At 39.8% G+C, this 22,571-nt stretch carries 22 protein-coding genes and 1 other RNA gene; 17 read left to right on the top strand and 6 right to left on the bottom strand.

Features of this window, described 5'->3' with window-relative positions; all coding sequences use genetic code 11:
* Positions 1–47 precede the first annotated feature (47 nt).
* The 10 genes from BM163_RS07220 to BM163_RS07175 all read left to right on the top strand — a co-directional run bounded on the left by BM163_RS07220 (position 48) and on the right by BM163_RS07175 (position 11,052).
* A complete protein-coding gene (locus BM163_RS07220) occupies positions 48–1,070 on the top strand; it encodes a sugar-binding transcriptional regulator (protein ID WP_089801682.1) in 1,023 nt (340 codons plus the stop codon).
* A 43-nt stretch (positions 1,071–1,113) separates the two neighbouring features.
* Positions 1,114–2,109 carry a type I glyceraldehyde-3-phosphate dehydrogenase gene (gap, locus tag BM163_RS07215; RefSeq protein ID WP_089801680.1) on the top strand — a complete coding sequence of 332 codons (996 nt, stop codon included), beginning with the start codon at positions 1,114–1,116 and terminating at the stop codon, positions 2,107–2,109.
* Between the two features lie 90 nt (positions 2,110–2,199).
* Positions 2,200–3,390, top strand: coding sequence for a phosphoglycerate kinase (locus BM163_RS07210; protein ID WP_089801678.1), 1,191 nt, complete (start codon positions 2,200–2,202; stop codon positions 3,388–3,390).
* 57 nt (positions 3,391–3,447) lie between these two features.
* Entirely contained in the window at positions 3,448–4,203 is a 756-nt protein-coding gene (gene tpiA / locus BM163_RS07205) for a triose-phosphate isomerase (RefSeq protein WP_089801675.1), read from the top strand.
* Positions 4,203–5,738, top strand: coding sequence for a 2,3-bisphosphoglycerate-independent phosphoglycerate mutase (gpmI, locus tag BM163_RS07200; protein WP_089801673.1), 1,536 nt, complete (start codon positions 4,203–4,205; stop codon positions 5,736–5,738). The genes tpiA and gpmI overlap by 1 nt, the downstream gene beginning before the upstream one ends.
* Before the next feature lie 97 nt (positions 5,739–5,835).
* Positions 5,836–7,119 carry a phosphopyruvate hydratase gene (gene eno, locus BM163_RS07195; RefSeq protein WP_089801670.1) on the top strand — a complete coding sequence of 428 codons (1,284 nt, stop codon included), beginning with the start codon at positions 5,836–5,838 and terminating at the stop codon, positions 7,117–7,119.
* A gap of 199 nt (positions 7,120–7,318) precedes the next feature.
* The gene (locus BM163_RS07190) at positions 7,319–7,882 is read left to right on the top strand and encodes a VanZ family protein (protein ID WP_170243681.1); all 564 of its coding nucleotides are present in this window, start codon (positions 7,319–7,321) and stop codon (positions 7,880–7,882) included.
* Between the two features lie 450 nt (positions 7,883–8,332).
* Positions 8,333–9,655 (top strand): electron transport complex subunit RsxC, encoded by a 1,323-nt coding sequence (gene rsxC, locus BM163_RS07185; RefSeq protein WP_089801666.1) that lies wholly within the window; start codon positions 8,333–8,335, stop codon positions 9,653–9,655.
* A complete protein-coding gene (locus BM163_RS07180; RefSeq protein ID WP_089801663.1) occupies positions 9,655–10,641 on the top strand; it encodes an RnfABCDGE type electron transport complex subunit D in 987 nt (328 codons plus the stop codon). Before rsxC ends, BM163_RS07180 begins: the two co-directional genes overlap by 1 nt.
* Positions 10,642–10,683: 42 nt before the next feature.
* Entirely contained in the window at positions 10,684–11,052 is a 369-nt protein-coding gene (locus tag BM163_RS07175; RefSeq protein ID WP_089801661.1) for an iron chaperone, read from the top strand.
* Between the two features lie 77 nt (positions 11,053–11,129).
* On the opposite strand, the gene ptsP is transcribed toward BM163_RS07175, so the two are convergent.
* The 4 genes from ptsP to BM163_RS07155 form a co-directional block, all read right to left on the bottom strand.
* Complete coding sequence (ptsP, locus tag BM163_RS07170; RefSeq protein ID WP_089801659.1) at positions 11,130–12,845, bottom strand: phosphoenolpyruvate--protein phosphotransferase; 1,716 nt, start codon at positions 12,843–12,845, stop codon at positions 11,130–11,132.
* An 8-nt stretch (positions 12,846–12,853) separates the two neighbouring features.
* On the bottom strand, positions 12,854–13,123 hold the full coding sequence (locus tag BM163_RS07165) for a phosphocarrier protein HPr (RefSeq protein WP_089801657.1): 270 nt from the start codon (positions 13,121–13,123) through the stop codon (positions 12,854–12,856).
* Between the two features lie 202 nt (positions 13,124–13,325).
* The gene (pfkB, locus tag BM163_RS07160; protein WP_089801655.1) at positions 13,326–14,255 is read right to left on the bottom strand and encodes a 1-phosphofructokinase; all 930 of its coding nucleotides are present in this window, start codon (positions 14,253–14,255) and stop codon (positions 13,326–13,328) included.
* Entirely contained in the window at positions 14,252–15,004 is a 753-nt protein-coding gene (locus tag BM163_RS07155) for a DeoR/GlpR family DNA-binding transcription regulator (protein ID WP_089801653.1), read from the bottom strand. Before BM163_RS07155 ends, pfkB begins: the two co-directional genes overlap by 4 nt.
* A gap of 249 nt (positions 15,005–15,253) precedes the next feature.
* Between BM163_RS07155 and secG the strand changes: the two genes are divergently transcribed.
* From secG to rnr, 3 genes are all read left to right on the top strand, one after another.
* Positions 15,254–15,484, top strand: coding sequence for a preprotein translocase subunit SecG (gene secG / locus BM163_RS07150; RefSeq protein ID WP_089801651.1), 231 nt, complete (start codon positions 15,254–15,256; stop codon positions 15,482–15,484).
* Positions 15,485–15,645: 161 nt separating this feature from the next.
* Entirely contained in the window at positions 15,646–16,389 is a 744-nt protein-coding gene (locus BM163_RS07145; protein WP_089801649.1) for an alpha/beta hydrolase, read from the top strand.
* Between the two features lie 114 nt (positions 16,390–16,503).
* Positions 16,504–18,819: a ribonuclease R gene (gene rnr / locus BM163_RS07140; protein WP_089801647.1), complete on the top strand. Its 2,316-nt coding sequence runs from the start codon at positions 16,504–16,506 to the stop codon at positions 18,817–18,819.
* 101 nt (positions 18,820–18,920) lie between these two features.
* Here rnr and BM163_RS07135 read toward each other — a convergent pair whose 3' ends face one another.
* Together BM163_RS07135 and BM163_RS07130 are read right to left on the bottom strand one after the other, a co-directional pair.
* On the bottom strand, positions 18,921–19,715 hold the full coding sequence (locus BM163_RS07135; RefSeq protein ID WP_089801645.1) for a DUF4097 family beta strand repeat-containing protein: 795 nt from the start codon (positions 19,713–19,715) through the stop codon (positions 18,921–18,923).
* 21 nt (positions 19,716–19,736) lie between these two features.
* Positions 19,737–20,576 carry a GNAT family N-acetyltransferase gene (locus tag BM163_RS07130; RefSeq protein WP_089801643.1) on the bottom strand — a complete coding sequence of 280 codons (840 nt, stop codon included), beginning with the start codon at positions 20,574–20,576 and terminating at the stop codon, positions 19,737–19,739.
* Positions 20,577–20,699: 123 nt separating this feature from the next.
* Between BM163_RS07130 and smpB the strand changes: the two genes are divergently transcribed.
* From smpB to BM163_RS13765, 4 genes are all read left to right on the top strand, one after another.
* Positions 20,700–21,161 (top strand): SsrA-binding protein SmpB, encoded by a 462-nt coding sequence (gene smpB, locus BM163_RS07125; protein ID WP_089801641.1) that lies wholly within the window; start codon positions 20,700–20,702, stop codon positions 21,159–21,161.
* A 106-nt stretch (positions 21,162–21,267) separates the two neighbouring features.
* Positions 21,268–21,631: a transfer-messenger RNA gene (gene ssrA / locus BM163_RS07120) on the top strand.
* Between the two features lie 453 nt (positions 21,632–22,084).
* Entirely contained in the window at positions 22,085–22,270 is a 186-nt protein-coding gene (locus tag BM163_RS07115; protein WP_089801639.1) for a hypothetical protein, read from the top strand.
* The coding region (locus BM163_RS13765; RefSeq protein WP_177200256.1) for a helix-turn-helix domain-containing protein at positions 22,237–22,571 on the top strand (335 nt) is incomplete at its 3' end. The genes BM163_RS07115 and BM163_RS13765, both read left to right, overlap by 34 nt.

Here is a 22,571-nt window from a genome sequence, read left to right as displayed (position 1 = left end):
CATAGGGACAAAAAACGTCCCAAGATAATTGGAAGGGTGTTAAAAAGATGCAAAAGCTCATTGAATTGCAACGAAAAATATGCCCTGATCTTATCGCGGTGATTGACCGGCGGTATCATCTCTTACATACCATTCACTACTACCAGCCGATTGGCAGAAGAAATCTTGCGGTACAGTTATCGTTAAAAGAGCGGGAAGCGCGCAGTGAGATTGACAAACTGTCTCAACTCGGTCTTGTTGAAACGACACCTAAAGGTGTGGTACTCACCGTAACTGGTCAAACGTTAGTAGATGAGTTTACGCCATATTTCGAGGAGTTACGAGGCTTTCGTGATCTTGAAACGAAAATTAAACAGACATTCGACCTAGAACGTGTTATAATTACACCTGGGGACAGTGATACTGACCTTTGGGTGAAAGATGAACTAGGCAAGCGTGCTGTGACGTTTTTACAATCCCAACTTAATAAAAAGCAAACCGTTGCTGTAACTGGTGGTACATCGATGGCAGCAATTGCAAAAATGATGGCGCCGACCGATATAGGTAAAGGTTCAATGTTCGTTCCAGCCCGAGGTGGTCTCGGAGAGCGGGTAGAGAATCAAGCGAACACTATTTGTGCTGAAATGGCCAATAAGATGAAAGGCGATTATCGTTTGCTATATGTACCAGATCCTTTAAGTGAGGAAACGTATCATTCCATCATCGAGGAGCCTGGTGTAAAAGAGACATTACATATAATTAAACAAGCTGACATCGTCATGCACGGCATCGGGGATGCCTTTACTATGGCTAAGCGTAGAAAAGCAGAAAAAGATGTTTTAGCTAAACTAGAATCGGGAAAAGCAGTAAGTGAGGCGTTTGGTTATTATTTTAACCAAAACGGTGAAATCGTACATAAAGTGCGAACAGTAGGTATGCAATTAGAAGACTTGTCCAATATTAAGACAGTCGTCGCCATTGCTGGAGGTCGTTCAAAGGCAAAAGCGATCCGCTCTTACTTTAGACAAGGAAAAAGTAATGTCCTCATCACAGATGAAGGGGCAGCCAAAGCGTTAATAAAGGATTTTTAATCCTTTAGATAAAATTTTAAACAATACTAAGGAGGAAATACGTATGACTGTAAAAGTAGGTATTAATGGTTTTGGTCGTATCGGCCGATTAGCTTTCCGTCGTATTCAAGAAGTAGAAGGAATCGAGGTAGTGGCGATCAACGACTTAACTGATGCTGACACACTTGCACACCTTTTAAAGTATGACACAACTCAAGGTCGTTTTAATGGCGAAGTTGAAGTTAAAGAAGGTGCTTTCACTGTTAACGGTAAAGACGTTAAAGTATTAGCTAACCGTAACCCTGAAGAATTACCTTGGGGAGATTTAGGTGTAGATATCGTACTTGAGTGTACAGGATTCTTCACTTCAAAAGAAAAAGCTGAACTTCACCTTAAAGGTGGCGCGAAGCGTGTTGTAATTTCTGCTCCAGGTGGAAATGACGTACCAACAATCGTATATAACGTAAACCATGATATTTTAACTGGTGAAGAAACAGTAATCTCTGGTGCTTCATGTACAACAAACTGTTTAGCTCCTATGGCTGATACATTAAACACAGAATTCGGTATTGCTGAAGGTCTTATGACGACAATTCACGCTTATACTGGTGACCAAAATACATTAGATGCGCCACACAATGACTTACGTCGTGCTCGTGCTGCTGCAGCTAACATCGTACCTAACACAACAGGTGCTGCTAAAGCAATTGGTCTAGTAATTCCTGATCTTAATGGTAAATTAGATGGTGCTGCTCAACGTGTACCAGTAGCAACTGGTTCATTAACTGAGTTAGTTACTGTATTAAACAAAGAAGTAACAGTAGAAAGTGTTAACGCGGCAATGAAAAAAGCTGCTAACGAATCTTACGGTTACACTGAAGATCCAATCGTATCATCTGATATCGTAGGTATTTCTTACGGTTCATTATTTGATGCTACTCAAACAAAAGTAATGACTGTTGACGGTAAGCAATTAGTTAAAACTGTTGCTTGGTATGACAACGAAATGTCTTACACTGCACAATTAGTGCGTACATTAGAATACTTCGCTAACCTTTAATTTTTAGCGGAACTTTAATAAACAAGCAGTCCATTAGCGGGAAGCGTTCGCGCTTTCCGCTTTTAATTTTCACTAGGAGGATTATCCAATATGGCGAAGAAAATTGTAACTGATTTAGCCGTTGCTGGCAAAAAAGTACTCGTACGTGCTGACTTCAACGTACCAATGAAAGACGGTAACATCACAAATGATGACCGTATCGTTCAAGCTCTTCCAACGATTAAACACTTGCTTAAAGAAGATGCAAAAGTCATTGTCTTCTCTCACCTAGGTCGTGTGAAAGAAGAAGCAGACAAGGAAGGTAAATCACTTAAGCCTGTGGCTGAGCGTTTAGCTGAATTATTAGGTCAAGATGTTGCTTTCGTACCTGAAACACGTGGTGAAGTATTAGAAAACGCGATTGATCAATTAAGCAATGGCGATATTTTGATGTTTGAAAACACTCGTTTTGAAGATATCGATGGTAAAAAAGAAAGCAAGAACGATCCTGAATTAGGTAAGTACTGGGCAAGTCTTGGTGACTTATTCGTTAATGATGCTTTTGGTACAGCACACCGTGCGCACGCATCTAACGTAGGGATTGCTACACATGTTGAATCAGCGGCTGGTTTCCTAATGGAAAAAGAAATTCGCTTTATCGGTGATTCAGTTGATAACCCAGAGCGCCCGTTTGTAGCGATTCTAGGTGGAGCAAAAGTAAGTGATAAAATCGGCGTGATTGAAAACTTACTAACTAAAGCAGATAAAATCCTTATCGGTGGTGGAATGGCTTATACATTCTACAAAGCACAAGGTCTTGACATCGGGACGTCATTACTTGAAGAAGATAAATTAGATCTTGCGAAAGATTTACTTGCACGTGCTGAAGGTAAAATTGTGTTACCTGTTGATACAACAATCAACACAGCTTTCTCTGAAGAAGGTGACGTAAAAGCTGTTGCGGCTGGTTCGATTCCTGAAGGCTACATGGGTCTTGATATCGGTCCTAAATCAATTGCACAGTTTGAAAAAGAACTTGAAGGTGCAAAAACAGTTGTTTGGAACGGACCTATGGGTGTGTTTGAAATGGAAGCATTCGCTAAAGGTACGGTTGGTGTTTGTAAAGCAATCGCTGGTCTAAATGATGCGACGACGATTATCGGTGGTGGAGATTCAGCTGCTGCAGCAATGAAACTTGGCTTCGCTGATGACTTCTCACACATTTCAACTGGTGGCGGTGCATCACTTGAGTATCTTGAAGGTAAAGAACTACCTGGTTTAGCTGCGATCAGCAACAAGTAAGGTAGAATAATAAGCTCACTGATTAGTCAACTAATCATAGACGAAAGGGAAGAGATTATGCGTAAACCAATTATTGCAGGTAACTGGAAAATGAACAAAACATTAGCGGAAGCGAAAAGCTTTATCGCTGATACAAAGAACAACGTGCCATCAAGTGATGTGGTTGATTCAATCGTATGTGCACCTTACCCATTCTTGCACGCACTAGTGGAAGAAACAAAAGGGACAGATTTAAAAATCGCTGCACAAAACATGCACTTTGAAGAAAGTGGTGCGTTCACTGGTGAAGTGTCACCAGCTGTTCTTAAAGACTTAGGTGTGACACATGTCGTACTCGGTCACTCTGAGCGTCGTGAAATGTTCAACGAAACAGACGAATCGGTAAACAAAAAGGCTCATGCAGCTTTTAAGTATGACTTAACGCCAATCATCTGTGTTGGTGAAACATTAGAGCAACGTGAAGCGAACCAAACAATGGATTTAGTAGCTGATCAAGTAACAAAAGCACTTGAAGGTTTAACTGAAGACCAAGTGAAACAATCTGTGATCGCTTATGAGCCAATTTGGGCGATTGGAACAGGTAAAACAGCGACATCAGCTCAAGCAAATGAGGTTTGTGCACATGTGCGTAAAACCGTAGCTGCTGTTGTCTCAAGTGACGTAGCTGAAGCTGTGCGTATTCAGTACGGTGGTAGCGTTAAGCCAGACAATATCGATGAATTATTACAGCAATCAGATATTGATGGTGCGTTAGTTGGAGGCGCAAGCCTAGAAGCTGATTCATTCCTTAAGTTAGTGGAGGCGGGCAAATAATGAGTCAAGACAAATTAGCCGCTTTGATTATCCTTGATGGATATGCTTTACGTGATGAAGTGGTTGGCAATGCTGTAAAGCAAGCCAATACACCGAACTTTGATCGTTACTGGAACAAGTATGCTCACAGCCAATTAACGGCTTCAGGTGAGGCGGTTGGTTTACCAGATGGTCAAATGGGTAACTCAGAAGTGGGTCACTTAAACATTGGTGCAGGGCGTATTGTCTATCAGTCACTGACACGCGTGAACTTGTCTATCCGTGAGCGTGATTTCTTTACGAATGAACAACTTGTTCAAGCGGTAGAGAACGCAAAAGAAGATGGAAAAGCATTGCATATCTTTGGTCTCTTATCTGATGGTGGGGTTCACTCACACATTGATCACTTATATGCGGTATTAGAACTTGCAAAAGAAAAAGGACTTGATAAAGTCTATGTACATGGTTTCTTAGATGGACGTGACGTTGGTCAAAAATCAGCGAAACAATACATCGAACAAGTACAAGCTAAGATGGATGAACTTGGTGTAGGTCAATTCGCAACGATTTCTGGTCGTTATTATGCGATGGACCGTGACAAGCGCTGGGATCGTGTGAAGCTTGCTTATGATGCTATTGCATACGGCAAGGGCAAAACATCCAATGATCCACTACAAGTGGTAGAAGACGCTTATAGTGAAGATGTTTATGATGAATTTGTCATCCCAACAGTTATTACAGATGATTCTGGTGAGCCGGTAGCTAAAATACATTCAGGTGATTCAGTCATTTTCCATAACTTCCGTCCAGACCGCGCAATCCAAATCTCACAAAGTTTTGCTAACAATGACTTTGAAGAATTTGACCGCGGACAAGATGCACCGAAAGATTTATTCTTCGTATCATTTATGAAGTATAGTGATACGGTTAATAGTAAGATTGCTTACCCACCAACAGACCTTAAAAATACGGTCGGTGAAGTATTAGCAGATAATAAGCTGAACCAATTACGTATCGCTGAAACGGAAAAATATCCACACGTGACGTTCTTCATGAGTGGTGGCCGTGAAGCAGAATTTGAAGGGGAAAAGCGGATCTTAATCAATTCGCCTAAAGTCGCAACGTACGACTTACAACCTGAAATGAGTGCGTATGAAGTAACAGATGCTTTGCTTAAAGAGTTAGATGAAGGCAACCAAAATGCCATCATTTTAAACTTTGCTAACCCTGATATGGTTGGTCACTCAGGTATGCTTGAGCCAACAATCAAAGCGATTGAAGTGGTTGATGAATGCCTTGGTAAAATCGTTGATAAAATTATCGAAAAAGGTGGACATGCGATTATTACCGCTGATCACGGTAACTCAGACGAAGTTGTCTCACTTGATGGCAAGCCAATGACCGCTCATACAACGAACCCTGTGCCTGTTATTGTAACTAAAGAAGGCATTGAGTTACGTGATGGCGGTATCCTAGGAGACTTGGCCCCAACATTACTCGATTTATTAAACGTTGACCTTCCAAAAGAAATGACAGGTAAATCATTAATTAAGTAATGACTTTATGAACAAATCAAATAATTGATTCGAATCAATGTTTAAAAACACATCGTAAGACCATACTATATTTAAACAACAAAGGAGACTAATTATTATGCCATACATTACAGACGTATATGCTCGCGAAGTCATGGACTCACGCGGTAACCCAACAATAGAAGTAGAAGTTTACACAGAATCAGGTGCATTCGGTCGCGCTTTAGTACCAAGTGGTGCATCAACTGGTGAATATGAGGCAGTTGAACTACGTGACGGCGACAAAGATCGTTACTTAGGTAAAGGTGTAGAAAAAGCAGTAGAAAACGTTAATGACGTGATTGCACCGGAATTACTAGGTTTTGACGTTACGCGTCAGGTTGTTATTGACCGTTTACTTATTGAATTAGATGGTACGCCAAACAAAGCTAAATTAGGCGCTAATGCTATTTTAGGTGTTTCTATGGCTGTTGCTCGTGCTGCTGCTGATCACTTAGGTATTCCTTTATACACTTACCTAGGTGGATTTAACGCAACAGTGTTACCAACACCAATGATGAACATCGTAAACGGTGGAGAGCACGCTGACAACAACGTGGATATCCAAGAATTTATGATTATGCCTGTAGGTGCACCTACATTCAAAGAAGCATTACGTATGGGTGCTGAAATTTTCCACAGCTTGAAGAAAGTACTTACTTCAAAAGGTTATAATACAGCTGTAGGTGACGAAGGTGGTTTCGCACCAAACCTTAAGTCAAATGAAGAAGCTTTAGCTACAATCATTGAAGCAATTGAAGCTGCTGGTTATAAGCCAGGTGAAGAAATTCAATTAGCAATGGACGTTGCTGCTTCTGAAATCTATGAAGATGGTAAATACAACCTTAAAGGTGAAGGTGTTGTTCGTACTTCTGCAGAAATGGTTGACTGGTATGCAGAAATGTGTGACAAGTACCCAATTATCTCAATTGAAGATGGTCTTGACGAAAACGACTGGGATGGTTTCAAACTTCTTACTGACCGCCTAGGTGACAAAGTTCAATTAGTAGGTGACGATTTATTCGTAACAAACACTGAAAAATTAGCTGAGGGTATCGAAAAAGGTATCGGTAACTCAATCTTAGTTAAAGTTAACCAAATTGGTTCATTAACTGAAACATTTGAAGCAATCGAAATGGCGAAACAAGCTGGTTACACAGCTGTTATCTCACACCGTTCAGGTGAAACAGAAGATACAACAATCGCTGACATCGCTGTTGCGACAAATGCTGGACAAATCAAAACAGGTGCTCCTTCACGTACTGACCGTGTTGCGAAATACAACCAATTGTTACGTATCGAAGATGAGCTTGTTGAAACAGCTAAATATGCTGGTAAAAACGCATTTTATAACTTACGCTAAGAGAGTGTAAGATCATAGTTTCATCAAAAGGCCTAGTCAATTGACTAGGCCTTCAACTATTGTTATCAGGTTGGTTGAATGAGGTATTGTTATTTAAACTGATCGTGTTTTTTTAAAAAAATTACTGAGGCTATTGTCTTGTCAGATCATTTGCGTAATAATAAAGAAGGCATGCGCCAAAATGAGAGGGGGACATGGAGTGTCTTATTTGCCGTTCGGTTTTTTTGTTATTTTACCTGTTTTTATGGTAAGTTATATCGTTTTCAGACAGCTAAGTAATCGGCGATTAAAGAAATGGCTGTTTAATGGCTTGATGTTTATATATTTACTTATCTTAAGTTATCTGATTTGGTTTAGAGAATTAGGTGACGTGCAAGATGTTCTTCAGATAAATTTAACCCCTTTTGAAACCATTCAACTATATATGCGTGCTTATAGACAAGAGACGCTCTCTCTCGAGATTATCATCGCCAATTTAGTAGGTAATGTGGTGATGATGTTTCCGCTCGGATTTTGGCTCTACTACAAGCCTTACGACTGGTATAAAAAGTTACTCTTCATTATACTTATTCCGGTTCTTTTTGAAGGTGGGCAATTTATGCTTCATCAACTGCATATGGTATCTCGTTCGGTGGACATTGATGATTGGATTTTGAATAGTTTGGGCATTTATTTAGGGTTATTTTTAAGTTGGCTACATGAAGAGGGTATCCCCCGTTCATTTACTAAGTCAACCTATAAAGAAAAGAAAAACGCAAGTTGATGATAGTGTCGCGGTTCTTTTTATACGCTATATAATAATTTATAAAACAGTAAGCAACGCTTGTAAGTGAATGACCTTACTCGTGTTGCTGTGCTTTTTTGCTACAATCGTGCAGTTACGTCTAACTTTTATAGAGGCATTTTAACATATAGCGCCATTATCTGAGCGAACCGTTATTCATAGTCTTTTTCGCTTATATATGTTAGCTGGTTTACGTTGTCCTCATTCGATAAGTCTGCAGGTCGTGGAGAGGGTGATGAAATAAAGTGTGAGTGTTTTTGTTATAACGCGTTAATTCGGTCATATATAACAACAAATGATGCAGTCCTGAAGTGCGGCCTACACTGCGTAAGTTGGTTTAAAAAATGATATACATACGGAAAAAATGGGTTTAATGGCATAGAAATCAAGGAATAGAGTAATAATCCGAAACTACGAGGAGGACGTATTATGTTAAATTTAAAATTAAAATACAAGCGAAGGGGTGCCTACACAGAAGAAAGAAAAGAGCGCACAGAACATAAAGTAATTGTAGATGCACCACTATCAGATACGATGATTTATCCGCTTAATATGCATATCGGAAAACCAGCAGAGCCAATTGTCGAAGTTGGTGACCACGTAAAAATGGGTCAATTAATCGCAGAAAAACAAGGATTTGTTTCAGCGAATATTTATGCGTCAGTCTCAGGTACAGTGGAAGCAATTAAAGATATGCCTTCTATGCACGGTCCAAATCGAGCGATCGTCATTCAAAATGACTTTAAAGATACGCCAGCCCCTTTATTAGTAGAACCTAATCAACATCTTACACCACAAGAGAAGTTAGCCCTCGTGGAAAAAGCAGGGATCGTTGGTATGGGTGGGGCTACTTTCCCAACGCACGTCAAACTATCACCACCAAAAGAAAAGCAGATTGACACATTAATTATTAACGGGGCAGAATGTGAAACGTATTCAACAGCCGATCACCGCCTCATGATTGAGTCAGCTGATGATATTATTGCAGGTGTGAAAGAGTTATTAAGCCTGTTCCCAATCAAACAAACATACATCGCCATTGAAACAAATGTCCATGATAGCGTGGAGGCATTAAAGCGTGCGATTGGCGATGATACACGTATTAAAATAAAAGAACTTGAGACGCTTTATCCTCAAGGAGCTGAAAAGCAATTAATTAAAACATTAGTCAATCGAGAAGTACCATCTGCTGGTTTACCACTAGATGTGCATACAATTGTGGCGAATGTTAGTACAGTGCGTGCTGTCTACTTAGCGATTCAAAAAGGCTTGCCACTCCTTGATCGTGTGACGACTTTAACAGGAGAACCGATTAAAGACCCGCAAAACTTTAGAGTGAGAATTGGTACCCCAATTCAAGTATTGATTGATGCTTCAGGCGGTTTTGTCAGTAAAACAGGGAAGATGTTACACGGGGGCCCGATGATGGGTAAGCCAATTACTTCTGGTCAAGTACCTATTACAAAAGGGACGTCTGTTGTTACATTTTTACCTAAAGAAGAAGTCAAAGAAGACGAGCGAACACCGTGTATTAAGTGTGCTGAATGTCTGAATGTCTGTCCAGTAAGTTTACAACCGATTCTCATATCAAATGCCTATGAAAAAGGGGATATCGATGAAGCTGAGCGTTTAGGTGCGATGGATTGTATTGATTGTGGTAACTGTTCCTTTATTTGTCCAGCGAACATTCCTTTACTTGATAATATTAGACAAGCAAAAACAGAAATTAGGGCAAGAAAGGAGAAAGCATAATGGTTAATTTACAAGATATGACGCTTAAAATGACAGCTTCTCCTCACTTGAAATCACCGAAAAAAACAGATTGGATAATGAAACAAGTCGTTATTGCTTTATTATTCCCACTAGCGGCAGCTATCTATTTTTTCGGGATTAAATCTTTATTTATGGTCATTGTCGGTATATTATCAAGTGTTCTATTTGAGTATGCTTATCAGAAAATAAAAGACCAACCGGTTAGGATTAATGACTATAGTGCTGTCATTACTGGTATGTTACTTGGTCTTAGTGTACCAGTAACAGCGCCGTATTGGTCAATTGTTGTGGGGAGTTTTTTTGCTATTGTAATTATCAAACAGCTCCCCGGTGGGATTGGTCGAAATATGTTTAACCCGGCTGTTGGTGCGCGTGTGATGTTAAAAGTATTCTTCTCGCCTTGGATTACCAACTGGGTGACGCCGGGCAGAGGAACAGATGTTGTCTCGACGGCCACACCCCTTGAATCAATAGGTCACTTTTCACGCACCGTTGGAGAGGATGTCCCTGGATTGTGGGATTTATTTCTAGGAGTGAATTTAGGAGGAAATATCGGTGAAACTTCGAAAGCAATGATTTTACTTGCCTTTATTTATTTAGTGGTTCGTGGTGTCATTAATATGAAGATTCCACTTCTTTACGTCATAACTGTTGCTGTTATCAGTTCGATTTATGGCGGGTATGACACGACATACATGATGACACATGTGCTAAGCGGAACGCTTGTCTTTGCAGCTGTCTTTATGGCAACAGATTACACAAGTGGTGCGCTGACACCTGGTGGTCAAACAATCTTTGCGATTGGCGCAGGGGTATTAACGATCGGGATTCGTATTCTCTTTGATTTTCCGGGTGGGGTAGGCTTTGCAATCCTCATTATGAATGCTTTAAGCCCACTGATTGATAAATATCTTGCACCACGTATTTATGGACATAAAAAACGGCCGAAAGTTTCTCTGAGTTAGTAAAGAGTTCACAGTAGCTGTTAAATAGAAGGGGTGGTGTGATTGGAGACTTTTGAAGCGTTTCTAAATACAATCAATGTTCCTGAACATAAATATCGCCTTGAGATGATTTTGTCAGAAGTTAAGCGGCAATTTCCAACGCTTGAATACGTCGTAAAGTGGAACCAACCGATGTTTGTTGCGCATGGGACCTATATCATAGGGTTTAGTGTGGCAAAAGCCCACCTAGCTATAGCGCCAGAAAGAGCCTGTAAAGCGGCATTTCAAGATAGAATTAAAGCAGTAGGTTATCAAACAACAAAGGAGCTGGTGAAGATCAAATGGTCTGAATCAGTCGATTTACAGTTAATCTTTGATATGGTCCGTTATAACGTTGAAGATAAAGACGCTCTGACGCGTTTTTGGCGCTAATGAGAGTTATATACTAAAAATGCTAATAACCCCGTTCATTCGCTCGCATTGAGCTTATGAACGGGGTTATCTTTATACTATTGATTTGTTTTTTCGCGAATGAACGCTTCTACTTCATCAGCTGTTGACATGCTTAATAATTCATCTTTATAAGAACGCAGTTCTTCTTTTGATAAATCTTTAATTTGTGTACGCGCTGGTAAAATAGAGGTGGCGCTCATACTAAACTCATCAAGACCAAGGCCGAGTAGGATTGGAATAGCGATAGAATCGCCAGCCATCTCACCGCACATACCAGCCCATTTACCTTCTGCGTGAGCAGCCTCAATCACATTATTTACAAGTGTAAGGATCGCTGGGTGATAAGGTTGGTAAAGGTATGATACTTGTTCGTTCATACGGTCAGCCGCAAGTGTATATTGAATTAAATCGTTTGTACCGATACTAAAGAAGTCAACTTCTTTAGCAAATTGACGTGCGATAACAGCGGTTGATGGAATCTCAACCATGATACCTACTTCAATATCGTCACTTACTTTGACGCCTTCAGCAATTAAGTTATCTTTTTCTTCAAGTAAAAGAGCTTTAGCTGAACGGAATTCGTCAAGCGTGGCGATCATTGGGAACATGATCTTTAAGTTACCGTGAACACTAGCACGCAATAACGCTCGTAACTGTGTACGGAAGATATCGTCACGCTCTAAGCAAAGACGAATCGCTCGGAAACCAAGGAATGGATTCATTTCTTTCGGCAAATCAAGGTAACTTAATTCTTTATCGCCACCGATATCTAATGTTCTTACAACAACAGGTTTGTCACCCATTTGTTTTAAGACAGATGAATAAGCTTCGAATTGTTCGTCTTCAGTTGGGAAGTCTGAGTTACCCATATAGAGGAACTCTGTACGGTAAAGACCGACACCTTCTCCACCATTATTTAGAACACCGACAACATCATCAGGTGTACCGATGTTTGCGACTAACTCGACAAGTTCACCATCTTTTGTTAGCGTTGGTTCATCTTTTAATTGTGCCCAGATTTCTTTTTGTTTTTCGAAATCGGCTTGTTTTTCTTCATATGAAGCTAATTCTTCTTCTGTTGGGTTAATGATAACTTTGCCATCAATACCATCTACAATAACGATATCACCCTCAGAAACATCTTCAGTCACTGTCTTTGTACCAACAACTGCAGGAATTTCTAGAGAGCGTGCCATAATCGCCGAGTGAGATGTACGACCACCAATGTTTGTCGTAAACCCTTTCACAAATTGCTTGTTTAATTGTGCTGTATCTGAAGGTGTTAAGTCTTCAGCAATAATCACAACTTCTTCGTCAATTAATGCAGGGTCTGGGAAAGTCACGTTTAATAAGTGTGCCATTACACGTTTTGTAACGTCCTGAATATCCGCTGCACGTTCACGCATGTATTCATTATCCATACCTTTAAACATATCGATAAACATTGTTGCAACATCATCAAGCGCTTTTTCAGCATTGACGTTTTCGTTTTTAATTTTTTCTTCCATCGGTGTAATGAGTTCTGGATCACTTAGAACCAAAAGGTGGGCAGAAAAAATTTCCGCATGCTCATCACCAAGAGAAAGACGTGCGTTTTCTTTTATTTTCTCTAATTCGCTTTTTGACACAGTTAAGGCGTCATGTAAACGATTAACTTCTGTACTTACATCGTCAACTTTCTTCGTCTCAAAAGAAAGATCGGGTGTTTCTAAAGTATATGCTTTAGCAATTGCGACACCGTTAGATGCCGCAATGCCTTTTAAAATCGCCATATTCAGGATTATTCCCCTAAACCAGTTTCTTTAATTGATGCATAGATTGCTTCGATAGCTTCAACTTCGTCAGCACCTTCAGCAACGATTTTAATTTCAGCATCCTTAGGGATACCTAGAGACATAACACCCATAATTGATTTTAAGTTAACAGACTTGCCATTGTACTCTACAGTTACATCTGAAGAGAAGTTACCCGCTTTGTTTACGAGCACTGTTGCTGGGCGTGCGTGCACACCTGTTGAATCTGTAATTGTAATTGTTTTTTCAGCTGCCATGAAAAAAACCTCCTAGTATTTTATGTTTTGTTTTCAGTATACCATACCCTATATTTTAACGGTTTACACCGTCAAATATCAAGTCAATTGCATGTTTTTATTCGTAAAAGACCGATTATTTTTTCCGAGTAGATATGGAAAAAGAGAATAGGACATAATAAACCTTTGATACCATATCATAAAACCTTTGAACTGTAAAGGTTCAATCATTGTTTTGGTAATCGTTTACTTTCATCTCCACTAAGTTGAAAAGCGTTTCCATATCTTTTTTTGTCGCTAAATCTTTAGTGAAAGCGGTCGCGCTTCCTGATGCAACGGCTAAGCGAAAAGCATCTTCTGGTGTATACCCTCGATCAATTCCGGCTAAAAACCCAGCAACAGTGGAATCGCCTGCACCAACCGTATTAATCACGGTACCTTCAGGTACGTCCGCTTGATACAACTTATCTTCATGTAAGTAAATGGCGCCATCGCCTCCCATAGAAATAATCACATGTTTAATACCTGAATCAAGTAATTGTTTCGCATAATGGATTGCTTCTTTTTTTGTCGTAATCTCTACATCGAATAGCTCGCCTAATTCATGGTGATTAGGTTTGGCTAAAAATAATGGCTCACCAACCATTTTCTTCAGTGCTTCAGATGATGTATCAAGGACAAGATTTACTTTTCTTTCCCGCAAGCGTTTAACGATCTGTAAGTAAAAATCATCTGGTAAATCATTCGGTAAGCTACCAGCTAATACGAGATAATCGTCTTCCGTTAATTGATCGAGTTGCTTGATAAATGCTTCTGTTTCTGTGTCTTTGATACGTGCGCCCGGTCCGTTGATTTCCGTTTCCTGTTGTCCTTTTAGTTTTAGATTAATGCGGGTTGCATCGGTTACTTCAGTGAATAGGTGATCAACACCTTCTGATGTCAAAGCGTTACGAATGAAGTCGCCAGTAAAACCACCAAGAAAACCTAAGGCTTTTTGCGTCACGTCTAAGCGTGTTAAAATCCGTGAAACGTTAATACCTTTTCCACCTGGGAAATAGTTTGGTTGTGTGCCCCGATTTAATCCGCCGTAAGTGAAAGGATCAACTGTCAGAATATAATCAATCGATGGGTTAAGTGTACATGTGTAGATCATCTCTTTGCCTCCTCGACATCCGTTATTTTTGTGTAACGCTTTTTATCCGCTGGTGTTATGTGATTAGTTATCAGAGTGGCCTCTTTTAAATCAGCAAAACGATAAGCGCTTTTGTGATTAAGTTTTGTTTCATCTGCAAGAACATAACGGGCATCGCTTAAGCGCAAGGCACGTTCTTTTAAGTCACCTTCTTCTGGGTCGGGAGTTGAATAGCCAAAAGCAAGATCAATCCCATTTGCGCCAATAAAGGCAATATTAAAGTGGTAATGTTCCAGTTGTTTTAAAGCAACACTGCCAATGATTGCTCCTGTCTTATCTTTTACTTTTCCGCCAATAATATATGTTGGGATACGGTAATGCTGCAAAAGATCAAGGTGCATCAGACCGTTAGTTACGACCGTAATCGGCCGATCTTTTAAGAAAGGAATCATTTCATACGTTGTCGTCCCGGCATCTAAATAAATCACATCATGGTCTTCAACTAATGTTGATGCATATTGTGCAATCTGTTTTTTTTCGGTTGTCCCACGAGTCTTCTTTTCTTCATAACTCGGTTCTTCCTTCGTATGGTGAAGTGTCGTTGCGCCCCCGTGAACGCGTGTTAATTTCTCTTGATTTTCTAGTTCGCTTAAATCCCGACGAATGGTTGATTCGGATACGCCCATTAAATCAACGAGGTCTTGAATAGTGACGGAATCTTTTTTGTTAAGTTCTTCAATGATCAGGGCATGACGTTTTGGTGTAAGCATAAGGCCGCCTCCTTTTTACTTATAGTGTACGCTATAAGATATCAAAAATCAATCAAAATCAATCAAAAACAGTCATTTCGACAAAATATCGGGCGAGTGCTTGTTTACGCGGGTTAACGCTTTCAATATATGAACAAAATATACTTGTCATCAACTGGTGAAGTATGCTAAATTAGTACTAGTGTTTTTATTTAATATTATTTAAGAAATATAGTGACTTTAAGTGGGTCTAGGAGGTATGCTTTAACGATGGAAGCTATTTTAGTGACGTTAATTATTCTATCTAGTGTTATTCTTATTGGGTTAGTTGTCATGCAATCAGGTAAAAGTGAAGGATTAGCTGGTGCGATTTCTGGTGGAGCAGAACAGCTCTTCGGAAAGAAAAAAGCACGTGGCTTAGATGCGGTATTACAAAAAGCGACAATTGTTGCTGCAGTCGTATTCTTTGTAGCAACGTTTGCGTTAGCGTATATTATTTAACAAGGCGAATCTCTTCTTGAGTGACACGTTCTTTAGTCACTTATGAAGAGATTTTCTTTTTTTATAAAGCATGGTTTATGCAAGAGATACGCTGATTTGATAAACTATGAACGTAAGCAAAGAAATTTGAGAGAGAGTCTTTTAGAGGAAGGGCGATAGATTTGAAAATTAAACAACCAGAACCGTTTATGTTTAAAGGTGGTAAAAGAGCGGTATTATTATTACATGGGTTTACTGGCCATAGTGCTGATATGCGTATGTTAGGGAGATTTCTTGAATCTAAAGGGTACACATCATACGGTCCTATTTATCGTGGGCATGGGAAAAGTCCGGAGGATTTATTAGAAGGATCGGCAGAAACGTGGTATGAAGATGTTAAGCAAGCGTATCAGCAAATGAAAGTCGATGGCTACGATAAAATAGCTGTCTTAGGTTTATCACTCGGCGGCGTATTAAGTTTAAAACTGGCGACAGAAAACCCTGTAGTAGGTGTTGGTACGATGTGTTCACCAATCTTCTTTGATAACTCTACCCAACTGACGAAAGGTTTCCGCTATTTTGCGAGCCAATATAAAGAAAAAGAAGGTAAATCAAAGGGCATAATCGATCAAGAGGTAGAGACATTGGTTACTAAAGCGGAGGAGCTCTTTGAGAGCTTGGCTGGTCTTATTGATGAAGTGCGCGAGGTGCTTGATCACATTTATACGCCAACACTTGTTATTCAGGCGAAAGATGACCAAATGATTAATACAGAGAGTGCGACGTATATTTATGATCATGTGGAATGTGATGATAAAAAAATCCATTGGTATGAGCATGCAGGGCATGCGATTACTTTAGGACCCAAACGTGAAGAAGTACATGAAGATGCCTACCGTTTCTTAGAATCATTGGATTGGGATTAGGTTATACTATGAGCAATGTCCCGTTTGACTATCCTATATAATGGCATAATGCTTAGTGATGAAGACACATAATAACACATGAGAAGAAAATAATTGAAAGAAGGTGAAGATTAAATGGAACAATTAAAACAAAGAATTGCATCATTTATTACTGAAGAAGCGGAAAAGCCTGTATCGGTGGATGATGTATCAGAGGCTGTCTTTACAGAGACGGTGACAAGTGAGTTATTTACTGAATTGATGAAATCACTTAATCAGTTAGAAGATGAAGGAAGAGTTATGTTAACACGGAAGAATAAATACGTATCTCCTGCACGTGCGGGTTTGGTACGTGGCAAAGTGCAGATGCATAAAAAAGGATTTGCCTTTTTGATACCGGATACTGAAGGTATGAAGGATCTTTACATTCATCCACACGATTTAAACGGTGCGATGAACGGTGACATTGTCTTAGCGAGAGCGGATGCAGAAGTATCTGGCGATAAGCGTGTAGAAGGTGTGGTTGAGCGTATTTTAGAACGTGGCTCGACGCGTATCATTGGAAATTATATTGATAAAGGAAACTTTGGTTTTGTTGTTGCCGATGATAAACGTATCCCAAACGATGTCTTCATTAAAAAAGAAGACAGTAAAGGGGCTGTTGATGGGCATAAAGTGATTGTTATGATTACGAAGTTTCCAGAAGGTCAAAATTCAGCTGAAGGAGAAGTCGTCGAGATACTTGGTCATAAAAATGATCCAGGAGTAGATATCTTGTCGATTATTCATAAACATAATATTGAGATTGAATTCCCTGAAGCGGTGTTAGACCAAGCGGAAAATGTTAAAGAGACGATCGATGAAGAAGACTTGGCAGGGCGTGTTGATCGCCGTGACAAAACAATTGTGACAATTGATGGTGCCGATGCGAAGGACTTAGATGATGCGGTCCGTGTTGAACAGTTGGCTAATGGGAACTATTTATTAGGCGTTTATATTGCCGATGTGTCTTATTATGTCGAAGAAGCTTCACCAATCGATGAAGAAGCTTATAAGCGCGGAACAAGTGTTTACTTAGTAGACCGAGTCATTCCGATGATTCCTCACCGTTTATCTAACGGGATATGTTCATTGAACCCACACGCAGACCGATTAGTTCTGGCGTGTGAAATGGAAATCAATACTGAAGGAGAAGTTGTTTCACATGATATTTTCCAAAGTGTGATTAATACATCTGCTCGTATGACGTATCAAGCGGTAAATCAAATCTTGACAGATAAAAATGAAGCGGTCATGAATGAGTACGAGGCGCTCGTGCCAATGTTTCATGAGATGGAAACACTCGCAAGTATTTTACGCAGCAAACGGATGAACCGAGGAGCCATTGACTTTGACTTTAATGAAGCACAAGTACTTGTGGATGAGTCAGGACATCCAACAGATGTTGTCCTACGTCATCGCGGGGTCTCAGAACGCTTAATTGAAGAATTTATGCTAGCGGCGAATGAGACCGTTGCTGAACACTTCCACTGGATGGATGTACCGTTTATCCACCGTATTCATGAGGATCCTGATGAAGACCGTTTGCAAAAATTCTTTGAATTTATTGGACAGTTTGGTTATTCAGTTAAAGGTGTGAAAAACGATATTCATCCGCAAGCCTTGCAAAATGTATTAGATGAGGTTAAAGGTGAACAAGAAGAAATGATTATTTCGAAGTTAATGTTGCGCTCGATGAAACAAGCAAAGTATGACCCGAAAAGTATTGGGCACTTTGGACTTGCGACAGAGTTTTACACACATTTTACGTCACCAATCAGACGTTACCCGGATTTAATTGTCCATCGCTTAATTAGAACATATTTAGTTAACGGCGATATATCTGAAGAAACACAAACAAAGTGGAAAACCAAGCTGTCAGAGATTGCTAAACATACGTCAGAACAAGAGCGTGTCGCTGTTGATGCAGAGCGTGACACGGATGACCTTAAAAAGGCAGAGTTTATGCAAGATAAGATAGGTGAAGAGTTTGAGGGTGTTATTAGTTCCGTCACCGGTTTTGGTTTATTTGTTGAACTAGATAATACTGTAGAAGGGTTAGTCCATGTGAGTGACCTAACGGATGACTATTATCATTACGATGAAACGCGTTATGCGATGATTGGGGAACGAACCGGTAATGTGTTCCGTATTGGTGATGTGATAGAAGTGCGTGTTGTAGCTGTCAATCTTGAAGAGCAATCGATTGATTTTGAGATTGTTGGCATGAAGAAAAAATCAAAACGACCATACGTGATGAGTGGTGCAAATGATAAAGGTAAATCAAAAGGTAAAGGGAAGAAAAAGCCAGAACCATTCCTAGAGATGAAAAAGAACAAGCAAAAGAAAAAGAAAAAACAAAAAGGGCGCGCTGTCCCACCTAAAGCAGTGAAGAAAAAACGCAAAAAATAATCAATAGAAACTAAAACAAGATAAAATATAGACCAGGCCATCGGATATTCGGTGGCCTGGTCTTTGTATAGTGCTAATATTCAAACCTTTTTAAAGGGGCGTCAGTGCGTTTCTTCTACTTTAATACTGCCATTATGCGTGCGCAAGTGTAGAAGGGAGGTACCTTCTCCATAAGTAAGTTGAGACGCTTTATTACCTAACAGTGTGACAGAGCCATTCCGTGTGTCGGCATCAATAGTTGTGTTAGCCAATTTAGCAAGTGTCGCTGTAATGCTTCCGTTACTTGTAGATAAAGAGATGTCGTGGTCCATTATCAGGTTAAACGCTTTAATGGATCCGTTACTCGTTTCCGCATGTATTTTGCCGGAGACGTCTTCTAGAGTAATGCTACCGTTATTTGTTTTTACCCGTGCATCGTAGGTGTGGGTGCGCTCTAATGTCACGCGTCCATTATTCGTTTGAAAATCAAGTGTTTTTATGGCGTGATCTTTTATCGACAGTCGACCATTAGTCGTCTTACCCCTTATCTCCGCAAGCTCAATCTGTGGCAATGCGATGGTTAACGTTGGTGTTGAAGTGAAAAAACCAAAATTGAAAAATGACCAGCGACTGGAGGCGTCAATAGAAATGGTCAAATGATTCTCTACCTGTTCGAGTGAGAACTGTTCGCGGAGTGCCGATTCACTCAACCCGCTGTAAGTGATGCGCGTTGTGTTGTCTGAAGACGCGATGACGTCTATTTGTACGTTTTCGCCTGATACATAAAGCGAGTCAACAGGTTCTAGTCGTGTTTCTTCAAGTACACCATCAGTAGGTTGACTGCGTGATAAATATAAAGTGCCTAGTAGCCCGATCACAACCAATGTTACACCAACAAAAAGCAGCATTTTCATCATTTTTTCATGCCTCCTCTAAGATTAAAGCGTCATTCCATGTAATTCCCAACCTTCTTCTATTTGAAAAGCGTCTTGATGAATCATCCTGTTAAATTGATTTGGTGAAAAATCAAACCAAGGCAGACGATTCTCACCACTTAAAGCAAAATGAATTGTGTCAAATAATCCAGGAGTATTAAAGAGATCATCAGAAAAATAACGAATGACGAGTAGGTCTTCTCCTTTAAAATCTTCATCCATGTAGAGGTATTCCTTCGTCTGGGGAGACTGGAAAATTCTTATCTTGTTGAGTTTTTCTTCTGGTATGAGTCTTTCAGAATAAGGGAATGGGTAATAAGCTTCGTATGTAAAAGATGTCATCGCGGTTTGTGTTAAGTGATCAAGTGCCGCTTTCTTTTTATCGTATGTTATAAGTTCATCCCACACACGTGTCTCAGAAGATAAGAAGGGAGATAAATCAGTACACGCAAAGCTGTAATGTGTATCGATGAATTGAAACCCAAGTCGTGACATGATTTTTTTAGCAGGTGTATTCGAAATATGCGTATATCCACCAATAAAGCGCACAGTTTTATCAGAAGAAAGTTGTTTCACTAAGGCAGTTAATAGTTTCGTTGGGTAGCCTTGTTTTCGGTAACGGTAGTCACTTCTTAATCGACCAAGCATAACATTTCCACCTGGAAAATATGTATAACCAGCTACTGCGACGAGTGCATCATCAACAAAGTAACCGAATAACCGATTTTCGTTTGTTGTCGTCAGTCGCTTGAAAACATCAAGCATGTAATCTTTCTCAACACCAGTTTGCATTTTTTGGTAAATATTTAAATCTTCAAACGTTAGTAAGCGTATTGTGTCCATCTATCTTCCTCATTTCAAAAAAGGTTTAAACTTCAAGGTTTGTTTCTTTCTATTTCCATTGTATAATAAAAGTGGAATTGATAAAATAGATAACGATCAATTTAATGATAGGAGGTGTTCTACATGCCAAAAGGATCAGGGAATGTTGTGGCACGTAATAAAAAAGCTAATCATGATTTTTTTATTGAAGAGACGATGGAAGCGGGGATTGTTTTACAGGGAACCGAGATAAAATCCATACGTAACGGCCGGGTAAATATGAAAGATAGTTTTGCACGAGTAAATAATGGTGAAGTCTTTCTTCATAATTTGCATATTTCACCGTATGAACAAGGGAATATTCATAATCATGAACCAACAAGGATGCGTAAGTTATTGCTTCACAAGAAGCAAATTGCTAGGCTCATTGGGGAAACGCAACAAGCTGGATACTCACTGGTGCCAATTAAAATCTATATTAAAGATGGTTATGCGAAAGTGCTCATTGGGCTTGGAAAAGGTAAAAAGAAATATGACAAGCGAGAGGATTTAAAACGTAAACAAATGAACCGTGATGTGGCGCGTGCTTTAAAGGACCGTGATTAATCATAGGGGTCTTACTTGAAATATAGCTAGATTCCTGTTATAGTAGGATATGTTAGATAATTGAATAGGCTTTTACTTCGCCTTGTTCTGTACCTTCCTAAATTTTGGGGACGTTACGGATTCGACAGGGGTAGTTTGAGCTCAGGCTGCATGTCGAGGTTACGGCTCGTAAAACGTTACCCGCCAATAATAACTGGCAAACAAAACAATTTCTCTTTAGCAGCTGCCTAAGCAATTGCTAAAGGATCCCGCTTAGCATCGCCCATGTGCTAAGATTTGGGGTCTCAACTTAAGTGGGATACGCTAACCGCCACCGTCTGAGGCAAGTTAGAAGAGCTCAATCAGACTAGCAATGCAGACGCCTGTTGATTGGCATAAGCACTTGCGAATTCTAAATAAGTCAACTACACATGTAGACGCTTGAGTGGCGATATCTCTGGACGTGGGTTCGACTCCCACCGTCTCCACCAAAAAAATGTAAAAAAATTCATTCCTTTGGTGGTTGTACTATACATATCTAAACTGACTTTTCTGTTATGGAAGGTCAGTTTTTTTGTTTTTTTTATACAAGAAAATGATGGAGACGGTGGGAGTCGAACCTATTTAAACGATCGGATAAAGAAGTGTTTGTTCTGTTTTTGTAAGGCTCGTTAGAAGCAAGGCAAAGCTATAGGGCGTAGTCAAGTGACCTCGGAGTTTCTCTATTCGTTTCTATATACTAAATAATTGAAAAAGCACCCGTTATCATCAATAGGATAACGGGGTTGTATAATATTTGGTGTTGGTGAAGGGATTTTAAGTGAGGCATAGATTGCTCACTAAAATAACTCGCTAGCACCTTTTTTCTTTCTAAATATAGAAAACAAGTGAGTTTCCCTGTAGAATTGAAGTCGACGAAAACTAATCCTTAGGAGGGAACTCACTTGTCTATATCTCATACTATAAGAATTGCTTTTGATATTCAAGATAAAAATATTATTTTTAAAGAGGATTGTGCCCGCACGGGCACAAAGAACGGTCATGCCTGCACATTCCTAAAGGGTACACTCACGTATACTCCAACACATTGTGACCGCTGTCACGCCGAAATGAAGACTACACCATTATAAAAAATGGCACGAAGACATCAACGATTGTTATTCCTGCTGGAGGAACGAAAAAGACGTATCTCGAATTAAGAAAACAACGCTTCTATTGTAAACAATGTCAGACAACGTTCGTAGCGAAAACATCGCTAGTTAATAAAGGGTGTTTTATCTCGAAAGATACGTGCCTTCAGGCGGCAATAAAGACAGCTGAAGCTCGTTCGATAAAGGATATTGCACGTGATTGTGCTGTTTCTCCAACAACGGTGCAACGTGTAATTAACAAGGCAAGTCAAGAGTTTCAAACGTATAATCGAGCGTTACC

The sequence above is a fragment of the Halolactibacillus alkaliphilus genome (assembly GCF_900115465.1).
Lineage (GTDB): Bacteria > Bacillota > Bacilli > Bacillales > Amphibacillaceae > Halolactibacillus > Halolactibacillus alkaliphilus.
The sequence above is the reverse complement of the archived record's forward strand: the minus strand, read 5'-3'. Positions and strand labels throughout refer to the sequence as shown.

Bases quoted from the DNA above. Each gene is read 5' to 3' on its own strand.
- BM163_RS07220 (WP_089801682.1), top strand. From the start codon at position 48: ATGCAAAAGCTCATTGAATTGCAACGAAAAATATGCCCTGATCTTATC.
- gap (WP_089801680.1), top strand. From the start codon at position 1,114: ATGACTGTAAAAGTAGGTATTAATGGTTTTGGTCGTATCGGCCGATTA.
- BM163_RS07210 (WP_089801678.1), top strand. From the start codon at position 2,200: ATGGCGAAGAAAATTGTAACTGATTTAGCCGTTGCTGGCAAAAAAGTA.
- tpiA (WP_089801675.1), top strand. From the start codon at position 3,448: ATGCGTAAACCAATTATTGCAGGTAACTGGAAAATGAACAAAACATTA.
- gpmI (WP_089801673.1), top strand. From the start codon at position 4,203: ATGAGTCAAGACAAATTAGCCGCTTTGATTATCCTTGATGGATATGCT.
- eno (WP_089801670.1), top strand. From the start codon at position 5,836: ATGCCATACATTACAGACGTATATGCTCGCGAAGTCATGGACTCACGC.
- rsxC (WP_089801666.1), top strand. From the start codon at position 8,333: ATGTTAAATTTAAAATTAAAATACAAGCGAAGGGGTGCCTACACAGAA.
- BM163_RS07180 (WP_089801663.1), top strand. From the start codon at position 9,655: ATGGTTAATTTACAAGATATGACGCTTAAAATGACAGCTTCTCCTCAC.
- ptsP (WP_089801659.1), bottom strand. From the start codon at position 12,845: ATGGCGATTTTAAAAGGCATTGCGGCATCTAACGGTGTCGCAATTGCT.
- BM163_RS07165 (WP_089801657.1), bottom strand. From the start codon at position 13,123: ATGGCAGCTGAAAAAACAATTACAATTACAGATTCAACAGGTGTGCAC.
- pfkB (WP_089801655.1), bottom strand. From the start codon at position 14,255: ATGATCTACACATGTACACTTAACCCATCGATTGATTATATTCTGACA.
- BM163_RS07155 (WP_089801653.1), bottom strand. From the start codon at position 15,004: ATGCTTACACCAAAACGTCATGCCCTGATCATTGAAGAACTTAACAAA.
- secG (WP_089801651.1), top strand. From the start codon at position 15,254: ATGGAAGCTATTTTAGTGACGTTAATTATTCTATCTAGTGTTATTCTT.
- rnr (WP_089801647.1), top strand. From the start codon at position 16,504: ATGGAACAATTAAAACAAAGAATTGCATCATTTATTACTGAAGAAGCG.
- BM163_RS07135 (WP_089801645.1), bottom strand. From the start codon at position 19,715: ATGATGAAAATGCTGCTTTTTGTTGGTGTAACATTGGTTGTGATCGGG.
- BM163_RS07130 (WP_089801643.1), bottom strand. From the start codon at position 20,576: ATGGACACAATACGCTTACTAACGTTTGAAGATTTAAATATTTACCAA.
- smpB (WP_089801641.1), top strand. From the start codon at position 20,700: ATGCCAAAAGGATCAGGGAATGTTGTGGCACGTAATAAAAAAGCTAAT.